The 13,498-nt window shown below is 68.4% G+C and carries 16 protein-coding genes; 9 read left to right on the plus strand and 7 right to left on the minus strand.

The genetic code is table 11. The features are described from left to right. Positions 1–12 precede the first annotated feature (12 nt). Positions 13–1,269, minus strand: coding sequence for a DNA double-strand break repair nuclease NurA (locus P0Y33_RS15035; RefSeq protein WP_279528197.1), 1,257 nt, complete (start codon positions 1,267–1,269; stop codon positions 13–15). Between the two features lie 116 nt (positions 1,270–1,385). Between P0Y33_RS15035 and P0Y33_RS15040 the strand changes: the two genes are divergently transcribed. Beyond that, on the plus strand, positions 1,386–1,664 hold the full coding sequence (locus P0Y33_RS15040) for a hypothetical protein (RefSeq protein WP_279528198.1): 279 nt from the start codon (positions 1,386–1,388) through the stop codon (positions 1,662–1,664). Positions 1,665–1,735: 71 nt separating this feature from the next. Then, on the plus strand, positions 1,736–3,253 hold the full coding sequence (gene gpmI, locus P0Y33_RS15045; protein WP_279528199.1) for a 2,3-bisphosphoglycerate-independent phosphoglycerate mutase: 1,518 nt from the start codon (positions 1,736–1,738) through the stop codon (positions 3,251–3,253). Here the strand turns inward: gpmI and P0Y33_RS15050 are convergent. Both P0Y33_RS15050 and P0Y33_RS15055 read right to left on the minus strand, forming a co-directional pair. Next, positions 3,250–3,531, minus strand: coding sequence for a hypothetical protein (locus P0Y33_RS15050; protein ID WP_279528200.1), 282 nt, complete (start codon positions 3,529–3,531; stop codon positions 3,250–3,252). The two genes, gpmI and P0Y33_RS15050, sit on opposite strands and share 4 nt — an antisense overlap. Before the next feature lie 10 nt (positions 3,532–3,541). After that, positions 3,542–5,092, minus strand: coding sequence for an amidohydrolase (locus tag P0Y33_RS15055; protein ID WP_279528201.1), 1,551 nt, complete (start codon positions 5,090–5,092; stop codon positions 3,542–3,544). Between the two features lie 109 nt (positions 5,093–5,201). Here P0Y33_RS15055 and hmgA point away from each other — a divergent pair, with 109 nt between their 5' ends. Beyond that, positions 5,202–6,473 carry a hydroxymethylglutaryl-CoA reductase (NADPH) gene (gene hmgA / locus P0Y33_RS15060; protein WP_279528202.1) on the plus strand — a complete coding sequence of 424 codons (1,272 nt, stop codon included), beginning with the start codon at positions 5,202–5,204 and terminating at the stop codon, positions 6,471–6,473. 297 nt (positions 6,474–6,770) lie between these two features. Here the strand turns inward: hmgA and P0Y33_RS15065 are convergent, their stop codons facing one another. Beyond that, positions 6,771–7,298 (minus strand): DUF5817 domain-containing protein, encoded by a 528-nt coding sequence (locus P0Y33_RS15065; RefSeq protein WP_279528203.1) that lies wholly within the window; start codon positions 7,296–7,298, stop codon positions 6,771–6,773. Between the two features lie 75 nt (positions 7,299–7,373). Between P0Y33_RS15065 and P0Y33_RS15070 the strand changes: the two genes are divergently transcribed. From P0Y33_RS15070 to P0Y33_RS15090, 5 genes are all read left to right on the plus strand, one after another. Then, positions 7,374–7,724, plus strand: coding sequence for a cupin domain-containing protein (locus P0Y33_RS15070; RefSeq protein WP_279528204.1), 351 nt, complete (start codon positions 7,374–7,376; stop codon positions 7,722–7,724). Positions 7,725–7,816: 92 nt separating this feature from the next. Then, positions 7,817–8,806 (plus strand): thiamine pyrophosphate-dependent dehydrogenase E1 component subunit alpha, encoded by a 990-nt coding sequence (locus P0Y33_RS15075; protein ID WP_321170512.1) that lies wholly within the window; start codon positions 7,817–7,819, stop codon positions 8,804–8,806. After that, positions 8,806–9,837 carry an alpha-ketoacid dehydrogenase subunit beta gene (locus tag P0Y33_RS15080; protein WP_279528206.1) on the plus strand — a complete coding sequence of 344 codons (1,032 nt, stop codon included), beginning with the start codon at positions 8,806–8,808 and terminating at the stop codon, positions 9,835–9,837. Before P0Y33_RS15075 ends, P0Y33_RS15080 begins: the two co-directional genes overlap by 1 nt. Continuing rightward, on the plus strand, positions 9,837–10,082 hold the full coding sequence (locus P0Y33_RS15085; RefSeq protein ID WP_382218369.1) for a lipoyl domain-containing protein: 246 nt from the start codon (positions 9,837–9,839) through the stop codon (positions 10,080–10,082). Before P0Y33_RS15080 ends, P0Y33_RS15085 begins: the two co-directional genes overlap by 1 nt. A gap of 66 nt (positions 10,083–10,148) precedes the next feature. After that, complete coding sequence (locus P0Y33_RS15090) at positions 10,149–10,352, plus strand: hypothetical protein (RefSeq protein WP_279528208.1); 204 nt, start codon at positions 10,149–10,151, stop codon at positions 10,350–10,352. Between the two features lie 5 nt (positions 10,353–10,357). Here P0Y33_RS15090 and P0Y33_RS15095 read toward each other — a convergent pair whose 3' ends face one another. Next, the gene (locus tag P0Y33_RS15095; RefSeq protein WP_279528209.1) at positions 10,358–10,642 is read right to left on the minus strand and encodes an SUI1 family translation initiation factor; all 285 of its coding nucleotides are present in this window, start codon (positions 10,640–10,642) and stop codon (positions 10,358–10,360) included. Positions 10,643–10,745: 103 nt separating this feature from the next. Beyond that, the gene (gene icd / locus P0Y33_RS15100; RefSeq protein ID WP_279528210.1) at positions 10,746–12,005 is read right to left on the minus strand and encodes an isocitrate dehydrogenase (NADP(+)); all 1,260 of its coding nucleotides are present in this window, start codon (positions 12,003–12,005) and stop codon (positions 10,746–10,748) included. Between the two features lie 158 nt (positions 12,006–12,163). On the opposite strand from icd, the gene P0Y33_RS15105 reads away from it, so the two are divergent. Further along, positions 12,164–13,039 (plus strand): isoaspartyl peptidase/L-asparaginase, encoded by an 876-nt coding sequence (locus P0Y33_RS15105; protein WP_279528211.1) that lies wholly within the window; start codon positions 12,164–12,166, stop codon positions 13,037–13,039. Between the two features lie 212 nt (positions 13,040–13,251). Here the strand turns inward: P0Y33_RS15105 and P0Y33_RS15110 are convergent, their stop codons facing one another. Continuing rightward, positions 13,252–13,446: a cold-shock protein gene (locus P0Y33_RS15110; protein ID WP_279528212.1), complete on the minus strand. Its 195-nt coding sequence runs from the start codon at positions 13,444–13,446 to the stop codon at positions 13,252–13,254. Positions 13,447–13,498: the final 52 nt, after the last annotated feature.

Raw genomic sequence — 13,498 nt, forward strand, 5'->3', positions numbered from 1 at the left:
TGCTCTTCTCCATCACTCGATTCCCCAGCGTCGGTCGTCGTAACTGGCGTCGTACTCGCTGTCGAGGGCTTCCTCCAGCGCGGGGATGAGTTCGGCCTTCTCGGCGTGACCGATCTTGGCGAGTTCGTCCGCACGCGCGACGGCCGGCGGCGGTCCGGCGTGTTCGGCGACGTCGCGGAGCACCTGGCGAGTGACGCGCTCCCGGACGGCGTCGTCGCGGGCGAACGCGGCCGGCATCTCCACCTTGTAGACGACGTCCGAGCGTGGCTCGTACAGCACGAAGAACGCGACTTCGTAGGCTTCCGGGTCGAGTGACGTCTCGACGCCGAGGTAGTCACCGAGTCGGGAGAACTCCCGGTCGTAGCCGAGTCGCGAGACGAACCAGTTCGTGTACGTGAGGTCGTCCGTCCGACGCTCGTAGCCCTCTTCTCCGGACTCGCGGCGTTCGAGGAGTTGGGAGAAGAACGCCGCGTCGTCGTTCCACGGCGTCGGCCCACCCTTCCTGCCGAGCGTGCGGACCAGGCCTCGCGACTGGACGTTCTTCACGAAGCCCATCAGCGGGACGTCGCGCTCGACGAACGTCTCGACGAGGCCGATGTAGTTGGCGACCACCTTCTGGACGAGGTCGTTCTCCAACGGCAGGTCGGAGAGCGGTCGCGACTGGTCGAGCCAATTCGTGATGATCTTCGGGTACAGCGGGCCGTCGAGGACGAGGAGGTCGTCGACGCCGTCGGCGAGACGCTTCGCGTGTTCGCTCTCGGCGAGGTAGAGCGAGAGCGCGTGGACGACCGCCCGCTCGTCGCGGTCGACCCGCGGCGCCTCGAAGATCTTGCCCCACCAGAACCCCTCGTCCTTCTGCTGCCAGGTGTCGTCCTCCGGGACCTGCACCGTCTCGTCGCTGGCGTGGACCGTCGCGACGACTGTCCGCGAGCGGTGGACGTCCTCGTCGCTCGGCGTGACGCTCATCGCCGCCTGCGCGACGTCGAGGACGAGGCCGTTCTTGAACGCGCGAGGGTTGATGGTCCCCGAGTCGAGGCCGTGGACCGTGTCGAACTGGTCTGGTTGGACCCCGGCCTCGTCGATAGCCGCCGCGTAGCGCCGCCGCTCGCCGACGGGCGTGAGAATCTCGTTCCCGTCCTCGAACAGCGGGTCGAAGTAAGTCTCCCAGGCCCGCAGCGCCTCGTCGCGGTGTTCCTCCTCGTCGATACCGTGGCTGACGCGGCCGACGAGGTCGGTGATCCCGCCGAAGTGGACGGGGTCCAGAGTCATTGTCACGTGGTCCGCGTCCCCGGAGGAAAACCCCTGCGGTCGGGAGGATTTACTCGGAGCGTACTCAACGACCCATGCACAACCGTTAAGAATAGCTGTCGCATACCCCGAGGTAGATGCGGGAAACCGCGACCGACGAAGCCGTCAACTGGCGGCGTACGGCGGACGGAATCGAACTCTACGACGAGGCGAACGCGGACGCGTGGATCCGCTTCGAGACGGAGGCGGGCGCGGCGGCCGACGTCCGCCCCAGGAGCGTCTGTCCGGACTGTGGTCTCGTCGCCGAGCAACGCACTGCACCCGGACGGTACATGGTGTGTGACGACTGCGGCGAGGAGTTCGACACGGCCGCCGGGGCGAACGACGGCCGGCGACACGCCGAGACCGACGACTGACCGTCGCGACTTCTGCCGAGACTTCGCCCGAAGGGTAAGTCGTAGGTAGCGTGGGACGAAATCCCCACTCAATGAAGACCGCACTCGTCGTTCTCGACGGCTGGGGATTGGGAGACCACGACAGACGGAACGCCGTCCTCGCCGCCGACACACCCAACTTCGACAGGCTCTCGGAGACCGGCGCCTTCGGGACGCTCGCCACCCACGGCCGCGATGTCGGTCTCCCCGAGGGACAGATGGGCAACTCCGAGGTGGGCCACCTCACCATCGGTTCGGGCCGCGTCGTCATGCAGGAGTACACGCGCATCCAGGACGCCATCGCCGAGGACGAACTCGGCGAGAACGAGGCCATCGCGGGCGCGTTCGACTACGCCGAGGAACACGACGGCCGAGTCCACTTCGTGGGTCTCGTCTCCGACGGCGGCGTCCACTCCGACCACGAACACCTCCACGCGCTGATCGAACTCGCCGCCGAACGCGGCGTCCCCGCGACGACTCACGCCTTCACGGACGGCCGCGACACCTCTCCGAAGGGCGGCGAGCGCTACCTCCAGACCCTCGAAGAGGTCGTCGACGAGCACGGGACCGGCGACGTCGCCAGCGTCTCAGGGCGCTACTACGCGATGGACCGCGACCAGAACTGGGAGCGGACCAAGAAGGCCTACGACGTCGTCACGCGACGTGAGGGGATGCACCGCGCCGACTCCGCCGTCGAGGCCGTCCGCGCGTCCTACGAACGCGGCGACACCGACGAGTTCGTCGAACCGACCGCCGTCGAGGGCGGCGAACCCCTCCGGGACGGCGACTCCGTCGTGTTCTTCAACTTCCGCTCGGACCGCGCGCGCCAACTCGTCCGGATGCTCGCCGACATCGACCCCGAGTGGGACGTCGAGACGTCGCCGCCCGACGTCCGGGTGACGACGATGACCGAGTACGACCAGGAGTTCGACCTGCCGGTCGCCTTCGAACCGCGCGAACCCGCGAACACGTTCGGCGAAGTCCTCTCCCGCGAGGGGTTCACCCAACTCCGCATCGCCGAGTCGGAGAAGTACCCCCACGTCACCTACTTCCTCAACGGCGGCCGCGAGGTGGAGTTCGACGGCGAGGTCCGGAAAATCGTCGAGAGTCCGGACGTCCCGACCTACGACCTGCAACCCGAGATGAGCGCCGCGGGCGTGACGGACACGGCCATCGACACCATCGAGGCCGACGACCCGGACGTCCTCGTCCTCAACTACGCCAACGCCGACATGGTGGGCCACACCGGCGACTACGAGGCCGCCATCGAAGCCGTCGAGGCCGTCGACGAGCAACTCGGCCGACTCACCGACTTCCTCGACGAGCGCGACGCACACGTCTGCGTCACTGCCGACCACGGTAACGCCGACGACATGGGCACCGAAGCAGAACCACACACCGCCCACACGTTCAACCCCGTCCCGTTCGTCTACCTCGCACCCGACGGAACCGCGGGCGGAACACGCGTCCGCGAGGGCGGGACGCTTCGAGACGTCGCACCGACGCTCCTCTCGCTGCTCGGCGTCGAGAAGCCCACGGAGATGACCGGTCGGTCGCTGCTGGCGGACTAGTCCTCGCGCTCGTCGTCGGGCGGGCGGTTCGCCTCGAGGCCGGGCGCGTCCTCGTTGAAGCCCGGGTGTGTCTCTTCCGTGCCCTCGCCCCCCTCCGTGCCCGTCTCTTCGCCGTGGCGTTCGGCTTCGAGGTCCGTCGCCTCCTCGTGGAAGCCGAGTTGCTCCTCCCAGTCGACCTCTTCGGGTGCCTCCTCGCCCGAACGGTACGCGAGGTAGCCGACGCCGACCGCGACGGCGGCGAACAGCGCGCCGACGAAGACGAGTCCGGTGCTCACCATACCCCGGACTTCACTCGCGACCGTCGTAAACGATGTCCCCGTCTACCACGGTCAGCGCGACGTCGATACCGTCGATTTCTTCGGGGTGCTCCCACGGCGAGTCGTCGAGGACGGTGAAGTCGGCCCGCTTGCCCACCTCGACGGTCCCGAGGCGGTCCTCGTCGAACCCGGCGTAGGCCGCGCCGACGGTGTACGCGCGGAGTGCTTCGGTTACGTCGAGACGCTGACGCTCGCTCTCTGCATTGACCGCCTCGTGGACCCCGAGGAGTGGGTCGAGGGGCATGCAGTCGCTGGAGAACGCGAGGGAGACGCCCGCGTCCGCGAGGTTGCGGAGAGGGTCGGCCCGCTTCCGCCGCTCCTCGCCGATGCGCGCGTCGTAGAGACCGCCCTCGTGTGCCCACTTGAGGAAGTTCGGTTGCATCGAAGCGACGACGCCGAGGTCCGCGAAGCGCTCGACGTTCTCCTCGGTGACGAGTTCGGCGTGCTCGACGCGGTGGCGCATCTCCCCGGGTGCTTCGCAGCGCTCGAAGGCGTCGAGTGCGGCGTCGACGGCCTCGTCGCCGATGGCGTGGGCGGCCACCTGGAAGCCCGCCGCGTCCGCCCGCTCGACGAGGTCGTCCAGTTCGTCGGGGTCGACGACCCACTGGCCGGTCTCCTCGGGCGCGTCCGCGTAGGGTTCGGAGAGTTTCGCGGTTCGGCTCCCGAAACTCCCGTCGGTGAACGTCTTGATGGCGCCGGTCTCCACCAGTTCGCCGCCGTGGTTCGTCTCCAGGCCGACCTCCTGTAGCGCGTCGAGGTGGTCGCTCCAGTAGTTGATGCGCACGCGCAGGTCGAGGTCCCCGTCTTCGGCGAGGTCGCGGTAGACCGCGGGCGCGTGGGAGTCGCGCACCATGTCGTGGACGCCGGTGACGCCGCGCTCGTGGGCGACGTCGCGGGCGGCCAGCAGGAGGTCGCGCGTCTGCTCGCGGTCGGGCGCGATGGTCTCGCGGACGGTCTCGGCGGCGTCTTCGACGACGACACCGGTCGGTTCGCCGCCCTCGGTCCGGACGTCGGTGTCGGGGAGGTCGTCGCCGAGCAGGTCGAGGGCGACCGAGTTCAGCGACGCCGTGTGCAGGTCGACGCGGAGGGCCGCGACGGGACGTTCCTCGCTGACTTCGTCGAGGTCCGCGCGGGTGGGGTAGTCGGCGTCGTCGCCCCACTCGCTCTCGTCGTAGCCGAACCCGAGGACCCACTCGCGGTCCTCGTGGACGTTCTCGCGGAGGCGTTCGAGCGCTTCGTCCAGACTCGCGGCGCCCGAGAGGTCGGCGTGGACGGTGTACTGCCCGAGGTTGTCCATGTGCGTGTGCGCGTCGACGAACCCGGGGAGGAGCGTCCGGCCGGCGAGGTCGACGACCTCGGTCTCGACCCCTTCGAGGAAGTCGACCTCGTAGTCGGTGTCGACGCGGACGATCTCCCCGTCGCGGACGGCGACGGCCTCGGCGTCGGGCGTCCCGTCGCCGTCGGGGTCCGCCAGCGTGTGTACCTCGGCGTTCCGCAGGATGAGGTCCGCAGGCTCGGTCATGGTTCGAGTGGGGAGTCCTCGGAGCAAAACGGTTGGGAAAGCGGTCGTCGTCCACACTGCCCGCGCGGAACCGGCGGGGTTTAGGAGGGTTCCCGACACACTCGCCGATATGACCGACACCGACGCCCGCGCATCGGAACTCGCCGACGAGGTGCAGTCGGGGGAACTCCGCCTCTACGAACTCGAATCGCACGCGGACGCGGAGACGGCCGCGGCCGCGCGCCGCGAACTCCTCCGCCGCGAGACGGACGCCGACCCCGACGCCATCGGCGACTACACCTTCGACGCCACCGACGCCGAACCGAACGTCGAGAACATGGTCGGCGCGACACAACTCCCGATGGGCGTGGCCGGCCCGCTCGCGGTCCACGGTGACGCCGCGGACGACGACTTCTACCTCCCGCTCGCCACGACCGAGGGGGCGCTCGTCGCCTCCGTCAACCGTGGCTGTTCGGCCATCACGGCCGCCGGCGGCGCGAACGCCCGCGTCACCAAGCGCGGGATGACCCGTGCACCCGTCTTCCGCGTCGCGGACGTCACCGAGGGCGCCGAGGTCGCCGAGTGGGTCCAGGAGCACGAGGACGAACTCGCGACCGCCGCCGAGTCGACGACGAGCCACGGGAAACTCCTCGACGTCGAACCCTACGTCGTCGGCGACAACGTCTACCTCCGCTTCCGCTACGACACGAAGGACGCGATGGGGATGAACATGGCCACCATCGCGACCGGCGAGGCCGCCGAACTCGTCGAGTCCGAGACGCCCGCCGAACTCGTCGCGCTCTCGGGCAACCTCTGTACGGACAAGAAACCGGCCGCCATCAACGCCGTCGAGGGCCGCGGTCGGACCGTCACTGCCGACGTCCGCATCCCCCGCGAGACCGTCGAAGAGCGGTTCAACACCACGCCCGAGGCCATCGAGGAGGCCAACACCCGCAAGAACCTCGTCGGGAGCGCGAAGGCGGGGAGCCTCGGCTTCAACGCCCACGCCGCCAACGTCGTCGCCGCCGTTTTCCTCGCGACCGGCCAGGACGCCGCCCAGGTCGTCGAGGGGTCGAACGCCATCACGACCGTCGAGGCCCGCGACGGGGTTCGAACGAGCGACGCGAGTTCGGGCTCGGCGGACGAGTCCGCCGGTGAACTCTACGCCAGCGTCAACCTCGCCTCGCTCGAAGTCGGGACCGTCGGCGGCGGGACGAAACTCCCGACGCAGGCCGAGGGGTTAGACGTCCTCGGCTTCCGCGGCGGCGGCGACCCCGCGGGGAGCAACGCCGACGCCCTCGCCGAAGTCATCGCCGCGGGCGCGCTCGCGGGCGAACTCTCGCTGCTCGCCGCGCTCGCCTCCCGCCACCTCTCCAGCGCCCACGCGGAACTCGGGCGGTAGCGAGGGGCGGAAGGGGGCGGACGGGAGACAGACGAACCGCGAATCCGGCCGCAGACCCGGGCGCGACGAGACCGCGAGTAGTCGGTCCCGACCAGTTTTACTTTCACTACGCGCTTGGCTGTGGTTTATCCACGTCCCCGCCGCAGTCGACGTATGCGCGACCACCAGCCACCCGACGCCGAGCCGCTGCCGGACTCCCGTCTCGTCCGGTGGACCCGCGCGCTGAAGTTGCTGTTGACGGTCCTGTTGCTCGCCATCTCGCTCTGGCGGACACTCGACGGGGCGCCGCCGGTGTTCCTAGAGCCGCCGGTAGCGACCGCCGCTCTCGGAGGCCTCGCCCGCCCGAACCAGTTTCTCCAGCGCCTTCCGCGCGTACTCCGCCGGCACGCCGTGGTCGGTGGCATAGTCGACGACGTCCGCCTCGGTGGGGCCGTCGAGTTCGTCGAGGGCGTCCGTGACGACTTCCTTCCGACTGCGTGAGCCGGACCCCGCCCCGCTGTCGAGGCGGTCGCCGGCCTCGTTCACCTCGTCGGTGTCGAGTCCCGAGCGTTCGAGGTACTCGTCGTCGGAGACGCCCACGTCGTCGAGGTACGTCTCCATCTCGGCGACCGAGTCGAGGGCGGCGAACGCGTCGCCGTGGCCCTGTCGGGCGGCGAGCATCGAGGCGCGGACCTCGCGGGCGTGGTCGCGGTCGTCGGTCGTGACGAACTGCTTGCGCGTCGCGAACTGCTCGGTCTTGCCACACCGCGGGCACTTCGTCGTCTCCGGGCGTCCGTCGACGACCCACAGCGCGTCACAGTCGCTACAGCCGACCACCGAGTACATGCTGGTCGTGTTTGTGCGCTCTCGGCTTTGAACCTTACCTAGAGACTTACGTCGGTCGGCGGCCATCGCTCGACTATGCAGACAGTCGACCTCTCCGCACAGGACGTCGTCGAGGCCGTCGACGGCGTCTACCTCGCACAACTCGCCGTCGGCGAGCAGATGAGCGTCCAGCACTTCCACATCCAACCCGACGCCGAAGTCCCGACGCACGAACACCCCCACGAGCAGACCGGGTTCATCTACGAGGGGGAGCTCACCTTCCTCGTCGGCGAGGAGGGCGAGGAGACCGAACACGTCGTCACGGCGGGCGAGTCCTACACGATTCCCGGCGACGAACCACACGCCGCGCGCAACCTCGGCGACGACCCGGTTCGCGGCGTCGACATCTTCGCGCCGCCACGCGAGAACCCGGCCTGGCAGGAGTAGCGACGTCTCCTTCTCTCCACCGCCCGCGAAGATTTATCGTGGTGGCAGCAAGATTTGCGTCTGCCATGGTAGGTGTGAACACACTTCGGTCGATGTACGAGGAGATGGTGACCGCACGGTACTACGAGGAACGGCTCCAGGAGGAGTACCTGGAGGGGAAACAGCCGGCGTTCGACATCTCGGCCGGGCCGATTCCGGGCGAACTCCACCTCGCCGCCGGGCAAGAGGCCGCGGCCGCCGGCGTCTGTGCCCACCTCCGCGACGACGACACGGTGACGGCACCGCATCGACCCCACCACGTCGCCATCGCGAAGGGGGTCGACCTGGAGCGGATGACCGCCGAGATATTCGGGCGACGGACCGGTCTCTGCAAGGGGAAGGGCGGGCACATGCACCTCTTCGACCCCGACGTGAACTTCGCGTGCAGCGGCATCATCGCGGAGGGGTGTCCGCCCGCAGTCGGTGCGGCGATGGCCGCGCAGAAGCGCGGCGAGGACAGCGTCGCCGTCGCCTTCCTCGGCGAGGGGGCCGTCGACCAGGGCGGCTTCCTTGAGTCGCTGAACCTCGCGGCCGTCCAGAACCTCCCGGTCGTGTTCGTCGTCGAGGACAACGACTGGGCCATCAGCATGCCCCAGGAGCGGGTGACGGACGTCGAGGTCTCCGCCCAGCGGGCCGAGGGCTTCGACATGCCGGGCGTCCGCGTCGACCACGACGACGCCGTCGCGGTGTACGAGGCCGCCCGCGAGGCCGTCGGCCGCGCCCGCGACGGCAACGGCCCGACGCTCCTCGACGTGCAGGTCCACCGACGGATGGGCCACTTCATGGGCGACGCCGAGGCCTACCGCCCCGAGGAGGACAAAGAGGCGGCCGAGCGCCGCGACTCTATCGAGCGCCTCGCCGACGACCTCCGCGATCGAGGCGTCGACGAGACCGAACTCGACGAGATTCGCGCAGACGCCGAGGCGCGCGTCGAGGAGGCCATCGACTGGGCCAAGGAGCAACCCGAACCCGACCCCGAGGAGGCCTACGAGGACGTGTTCGTCGACGACGCGACCGCCGCGGCCACCGGAGGTGACGACTGATGGCGAAGAGCGACTCGGACCCCGTGGCGACCGAACCGGAGCGCGAACTCACGATGCGTCGAGCGATGGTCGACGCCGTCGCCAGCGAGATGCGCGCGGACGAGGAGGTGTTCTACATGGGCGAGGACGTCGCGGACTACGGCGGTATCTTCGACTCCACCGAGGGGCTCCTCGACGAGTTCGGCCGCGAGCGGGTGATGGACGTCCCCATCAGCGAGACGGGGTTCGTCGGTGCGGCGGTCGGCGCCGCCCAGCAGGGGATGCGCCCCATCGCCGAGATCATGTTCGCCGACTTCGTCGGCGTCTGTCTCGACCAGGTGTACAACCAGATGGCGAAGAACACCTACATGTCTGGCGGTGCGGTCAACGTCCCGATGGTGCTCACCACCGCGGTCGGCGGGACGTACAACGACGCCGCCCAGCACTCACAGACCCTCTACGGGCTGTTCGCCCACCTGCCGGGGATGAAGGTGGTCGTCCCCTCGACCGCGTACGACGCGAAGGGGCTGATGCACACCGCCATCCGCGACGACGACCCCGTCGTCTACATGTTCCACAAGCGACTGATGGGTCTCGGGTGGCTGCCCGCCCCGGAGGGGCCGAAGACCGCCGTCCCCGAGGACGACTACACCATCCCGCTCGGCGAGGCCGACGTGAAACGCGAGGGGTCGGACGTCACCGTCGTCACACTCGGCCTGCACGTCCACCGGGCGATGGAGGCGGCCGAGGAACTGGCCGGCGACGTCGACGTGGAAGTCGTCGACCTGCGGACGCTCGTCCCGTTCGACACGGAGACGGTCGTCGAGTCGGTCGAGAAGACCGGTCGTCTCGTCGTCGTGGACGAGGACTACCAGTCGTTCGGGCTGACGGGCGAGGTGACGGCTCGCGTCGTCGAGAACGCCCTCGACTCGCTGGAGGCGGTCGAGCGGGTCGCCGTCCCGGACGTGCCCATCCCCTACGCCCGGCCGATGGAGGACGAGGTGAACCCGCAGGTGAGCGACATCGTGGCGGCCGTCGAGTCCGTCCGATGATGGTCGACGTCGACTCGGCCGCTGTGTGGCCAGACGACGCCGACGACGTCGAGGAAGCCGTTCTCTCGAACTGGTTCGTTCGCGAGGGGACCACGGTCGAGGAGGGCGAGACGGTCTGCGAGATCCAGATCGAGAAAGTCAGCGTCGACGTCCCCGCGCCCGCGAGCGGGACACTCACCGAACGGACGGTCGCCGAGAACGAGGACTTCCGGCGGGGCGACACGCTCGGCCGTATCGAGACCTGACGCGGCGCGCTCGCCGTGCGGCCGAGTACCACACAACTTATCTGCGTCCGCGCGTACTGTTTCGGTGTGAACCCCGTTGCCACTGCGCTCGCACCGGCCGTCGTCGTCGGACTCGCAGCGTTCCTGCTCGTCGGTCCCGTCGTCGGCGCCCTCGGCGTCGCCTGTGGACTGCTCCTCGGGTGGTCCGTGGCGTCGACCGCGACGGACGTCGAGACCGACTCCGGCCGAACCGGTCCCGCCCCGGAGTTCCGCGACGCCCGCGTCGAGTAGTCGGCTCAGTCCTCGACGTTGAACCCCATCTCGCGGAGGAGCACTTTCGCGCGCTCCTCGTGGTCGCCCTGTACCTCGACCGCGGTGTCTTTGACGGTGCCGCCGGCACCGAGTTTCTTCTTCAGTCGCGTCCCGATCTCCTGGACGTCGACGGCGTCGGGGTCGAACCCCTCGACGATCGTCACGGGTTTGTCGTAGGTTCGTTTCTCGATTCGGACGCTGAGTTGTTGTTCGGCCCGCGCGAGGTCCTCCTCGGCACCGGGGATGTTCTCGAAGATGTCGTCTCCCATAGTCGAGCGTAGGCCCGTACGTGCCAAGAAAGATGTGGCGGCGTGGGAGTGGCCGTCGCTGCCGGGACGTGGCGCGTCGAAAGAAGAAGAGAGAGAGTCGGAGTTACGCGAGTTCGTCGATGCGCTCGCAGATCTCGTCGGCGTACTCGGAGGCCGCGAGCTTCTCGCCGCCCTCGACCTGCCGTTCGAGGTCGTAGGTGACGCGCTTCGAGGAAATCTGCTGCTCGACGGCGTCGTGGACGAGTTGTGCGGCGTCCTCCCAGCCGAGGTGTTCGAGCATGATCTTCCCGGAGAGGATCATGGCGCTCGGGTTGGCCTTGTCCTTACCGGCGTGCTTCGGCGCGGAGCCGTGGACCGGCTCTGCGAGGAAGCGACCGTCGCCGATGTTGGCGCCGGGCGCGATGCCGAGACCGCCGATCTGGGCGCCCGCGGCGTCGGAGAGGTAGTCGCCGTTGAGGTTGGGCATCGCCAGCACGTCGTAGTTCGGCGTGCGGGTGAGGAGCTGCTGGAGCATGTTGTCGGCGATGCGGTCCTTGACGACGACCTTGTCCTCGGGGGCTTCGCCGTCGTACTCCTCCCAGAGGGTGTCCTCGTCGATGGTCTGCTCGGGGAACTCCTCCTCGGCGAGTTCGTAGCCCCAGTCGCGGAAGGCACCCTCGGTGAACTTCATGATGTTGCCCTTGTGGACGAGGGTGACGGAGTCGCGGTCGTTCTCGATGGCGTAGTTGATGGCCTTGCGGACGAGGCGCTTGGTGCCGAACTCGGTGATGGGCTTGACGCCGATGCCGACGGGACCGTCGTGGATGGTGGAGTCGTAGCCCATCTCGTCCTCGACGAACTCGCGGACCTGCTCGACCTCGTCGGTGCCGGCCTCCCACTCGATGCCGGCGTAGACGTCCTCCGTGTTCTCACGGAAGTTGACCATGTCCATCTCCTCGGGGTTCTTGACCGGGGAGGGGACGCCGTCGAGGTAGTAGGTCGGGCGCATGTTCGTGTAGAGGTCGAGTTTCTTGCGGAGCGCGACGTTCAGCGAGCGGAAGCCGGCGCCGACGGGCGTCGTGAGCGGGCCCTTGATGGAGACGCGGAACTCGCGGAGGGCGTCGACGGTGTCGTCGGGCAGGTTCTCGTCGTACTTCTCGCGGGCGCTCTCGCCGGCGAAGACGCGCATCCACTCGATGTTGCGGCCCGTGGCCTCGGCGGCCTTCTCGAGGACCTTCTGTGCGACGGGTGCGACGTCCTTCCCGATGCCGTCCCCGTAGATGATGGGGACGATGGGGTTGTCGGGTACCTGCAGTTCGTCGGCCTCCTTGTCGTACGTAACCTTCTCCCCGTCTTCGGGGACGTCGACCTTCTCGTAGCTCATAGTCGTCCGGAAAATCAGGACAGACCCCTAAAAGGACTGCTGTTTCGGCCCGTGAGGCAACCATTCGGTCGAAATCGAGGTTCGACGGTTGTCGTCAGTCGGTCGGTGCGACGACCGTTTCCCCCACCTTCTTGCTCGCCGACCGGCGACTGTCCAGCATGAAGGTCGTCGTCCACGGCGGCGCGGGGAGCGCACCAGACGAACCGGAGCAGAGACGGGAGACACTCGACGAGGCGGCCAGTGCCGGCACCGACGAGACGGACGTCGTCGACGCAGTCGTCGCGGCCGTGAACGTCCTCGAATCCGACGAGCGGTTCAACGCGGGCGTCGGGAGTGCGGTCCAGTCCGACGGCGTGATTCGCACGGACGCGGGACTGATGACCAGCGACCGCGAGGCCGGTGCCGCGGCGTCGATGCCGGGCGTCGAACACGCCGTCGACGTCGCCCGCGTCGTGATGGACGAGACGCCACACGTCCTCGTCGACGGCGTCCACGCGGTCGATTTGGCGGCGGACTACGGCGTCGAGACGGGAGTCGACCTCTGGACGGACGACACTCGCGAGCGGTGGGAGGACCTCGAAACTCGGCCCGAGGGGAGCGCGAAGGACCACGCCGAGTGGGTCCGCGAGCGCTTCGGTGGGTCACCCGACCCCCGCGACCACGACACCGTCGGCGCCGTCGCGTTCGACGGGGACGACTTCGCCGCTGCCACCTCGACCGGTGGGCGGTGGCTCGCGCTCCGCGGACGCGTCGGTGACGTGCCGCAGATCGGTTCGGGGTTCTACGCCGCGCCGGCGGGGGCCGCCTCCGCGACGGGCGCGGGCGAGGCCATCGCGAAGAGTACACTCACTCGACGGGCCGTCCGGTACCTCGAGGATGGTCTCGACGCCCAGGCCGCGGCCGAGCGGTCCATCGAGGAGTTCGCCGAACTCACCGGGGAATCCGCTGGCGTCGTCGTCCTCGACCGCGACGGGAACGCGGGCGAGGCGTACAACTCGGAGGCGATGCAGACGAGCGTCTCGGCGTCGGAGTAGCGGTTTTCCCTCCAGGTTTTTCGGTCGAGCGGAGCGAGACCGAAAAAGGTGGGCGTACAACTCGGAGGCGATGCAGACGAGCGTCTCGGCGTCGGAGTAATGGTCTCGACGTCGGCGTATCGTTATCGGCGTCGGCGTACGCGGAGCGCCGTCGCTACGCGGTGTGAAAAACGGGAGAAGTTAGTGGTTCGTACGTCAGGTGGAGTGCCGTATTACAGGCGGGTGACGTTCTTCGCGCGCGGGCCCTTGTCGGCCTGCTCGATGTCGAACTCGACCTCCTGACCTTCTTCGAGGTCGGGACCGCCGACGTCCTCCATGTGGAAGAAAACGTCCTCCTCTTCCTCGTCCGTGTCGATGAAACCGTAGCCTTTCTCGTCGTTGAAGAAGTCGACCTTCCCTTTCGCCATACTTCAACGAGTCGACGGACACTGATAACCCTTCCGAGTGAGAGTCGCCTAC

The organism is Halospeciosus flavus, assembly GCF_029814175.1.
Classification (GTDB): Archaea; Halobacteriota; Halobacteria; order Halobacteriales; family Halobacteriaceae; genus Halospeciosus; species Halospeciosus flavus.

Bases quoted from the DNA above. Each gene is read 5' to 3' on its own strand.
- P0Y33_RS15035 (WP_279528197.1), bottom strand. From the start codon at position 1,269: ATGACTCTGGACCCCGTCCACTTCGGCGGGATCACCGACCTCGTCGGC.
- P0Y33_RS15040 (WP_279528198.1), top strand. From the start codon at position 1,386: ATGCGGGAAACCGCGACCGACGAAGCCGTCAACTGGCGGCGTACGGCG.
- gpmI (WP_279528199.1), top strand. From the start codon at position 1,736: ATGAAGACCGCACTCGTCGTTCTCGACGGCTGGGGATTGGGAGACCAC.
- P0Y33_RS15050 (WP_279528200.1), bottom strand. From the start codon at position 3,531: ATGGTGAGCACCGGACTCGTCTTCGTCGGCGCGCTGTTCGCCGCCGTC.
- P0Y33_RS15055 (WP_279528201.1), bottom strand. From the start codon at position 5,092: ATGACCGAGCCTGCGGACCTCATCCTGCGGAACGCCGAGGTACACACG.
- hmgA (WP_279528202.1), top strand. From the start codon at position 5,202: ATGACCGACACCGACGCCCGCGCATCGGAACTCGCCGACGAGGTGCAG.
- P0Y33_RS15065 (WP_279528203.1), bottom strand. From the start codon at position 7,298: ATGTACTCGGTGGTCGGCTGTAGCGACTGTGACGCGCTGTGGGTCGTC.
- P0Y33_RS15070 (WP_279528204.1), top strand. From the start codon at position 7,374: ATGCAGACAGTCGACCTCTCCGCACAGGACGTCGTCGAGGCCGTCGAC.
- P0Y33_RS15075 (WP_321170512.1), top strand. From the start codon at position 7,817: ATGTACGAGGAGATGGTGACCGCACGGTACTACGAGGAACGGCTCCAG.
- P0Y33_RS15080 (WP_279528206.1), top strand. From the start codon at position 8,806: ATGGCGAAGAGCGACTCGGACCCCGTGGCGACCGAACCGGAGCGCGAA.
- P0Y33_RS15085 (WP_382218369.1), top strand. From the start codon at position 9,837: ATGGTCGACGTCGACTCGGCCGCTGTGTGGCCAGACGACGCCGACGAC.
- P0Y33_RS15095 (WP_279528209.1), bottom strand. From the start codon at position 10,642: ATGGGAGACGACATCTTCGAGAACATCCCCGGTGCCGAGGAGGACCTC.
- icd (WP_279528210.1), bottom strand. From the start codon at position 12,005: ATGAGCTACGAGAAGGTCGACGTCCCCGAAGACGGGGAGAAGGTTACG.
- P0Y33_RS15105 (WP_279528211.1), top strand. From the start codon at position 12,164: ATGAAGGTCGTCGTCCACGGCGGCGCGGGGAGCGCACCAGACGAACCG.
- P0Y33_RS15110 (WP_279528212.1), bottom strand. From the start codon at position 13,446: ATGGCGAAAGGGAAGGTCGACTTCTTCAACGACGAGAAAGGCTACGGT.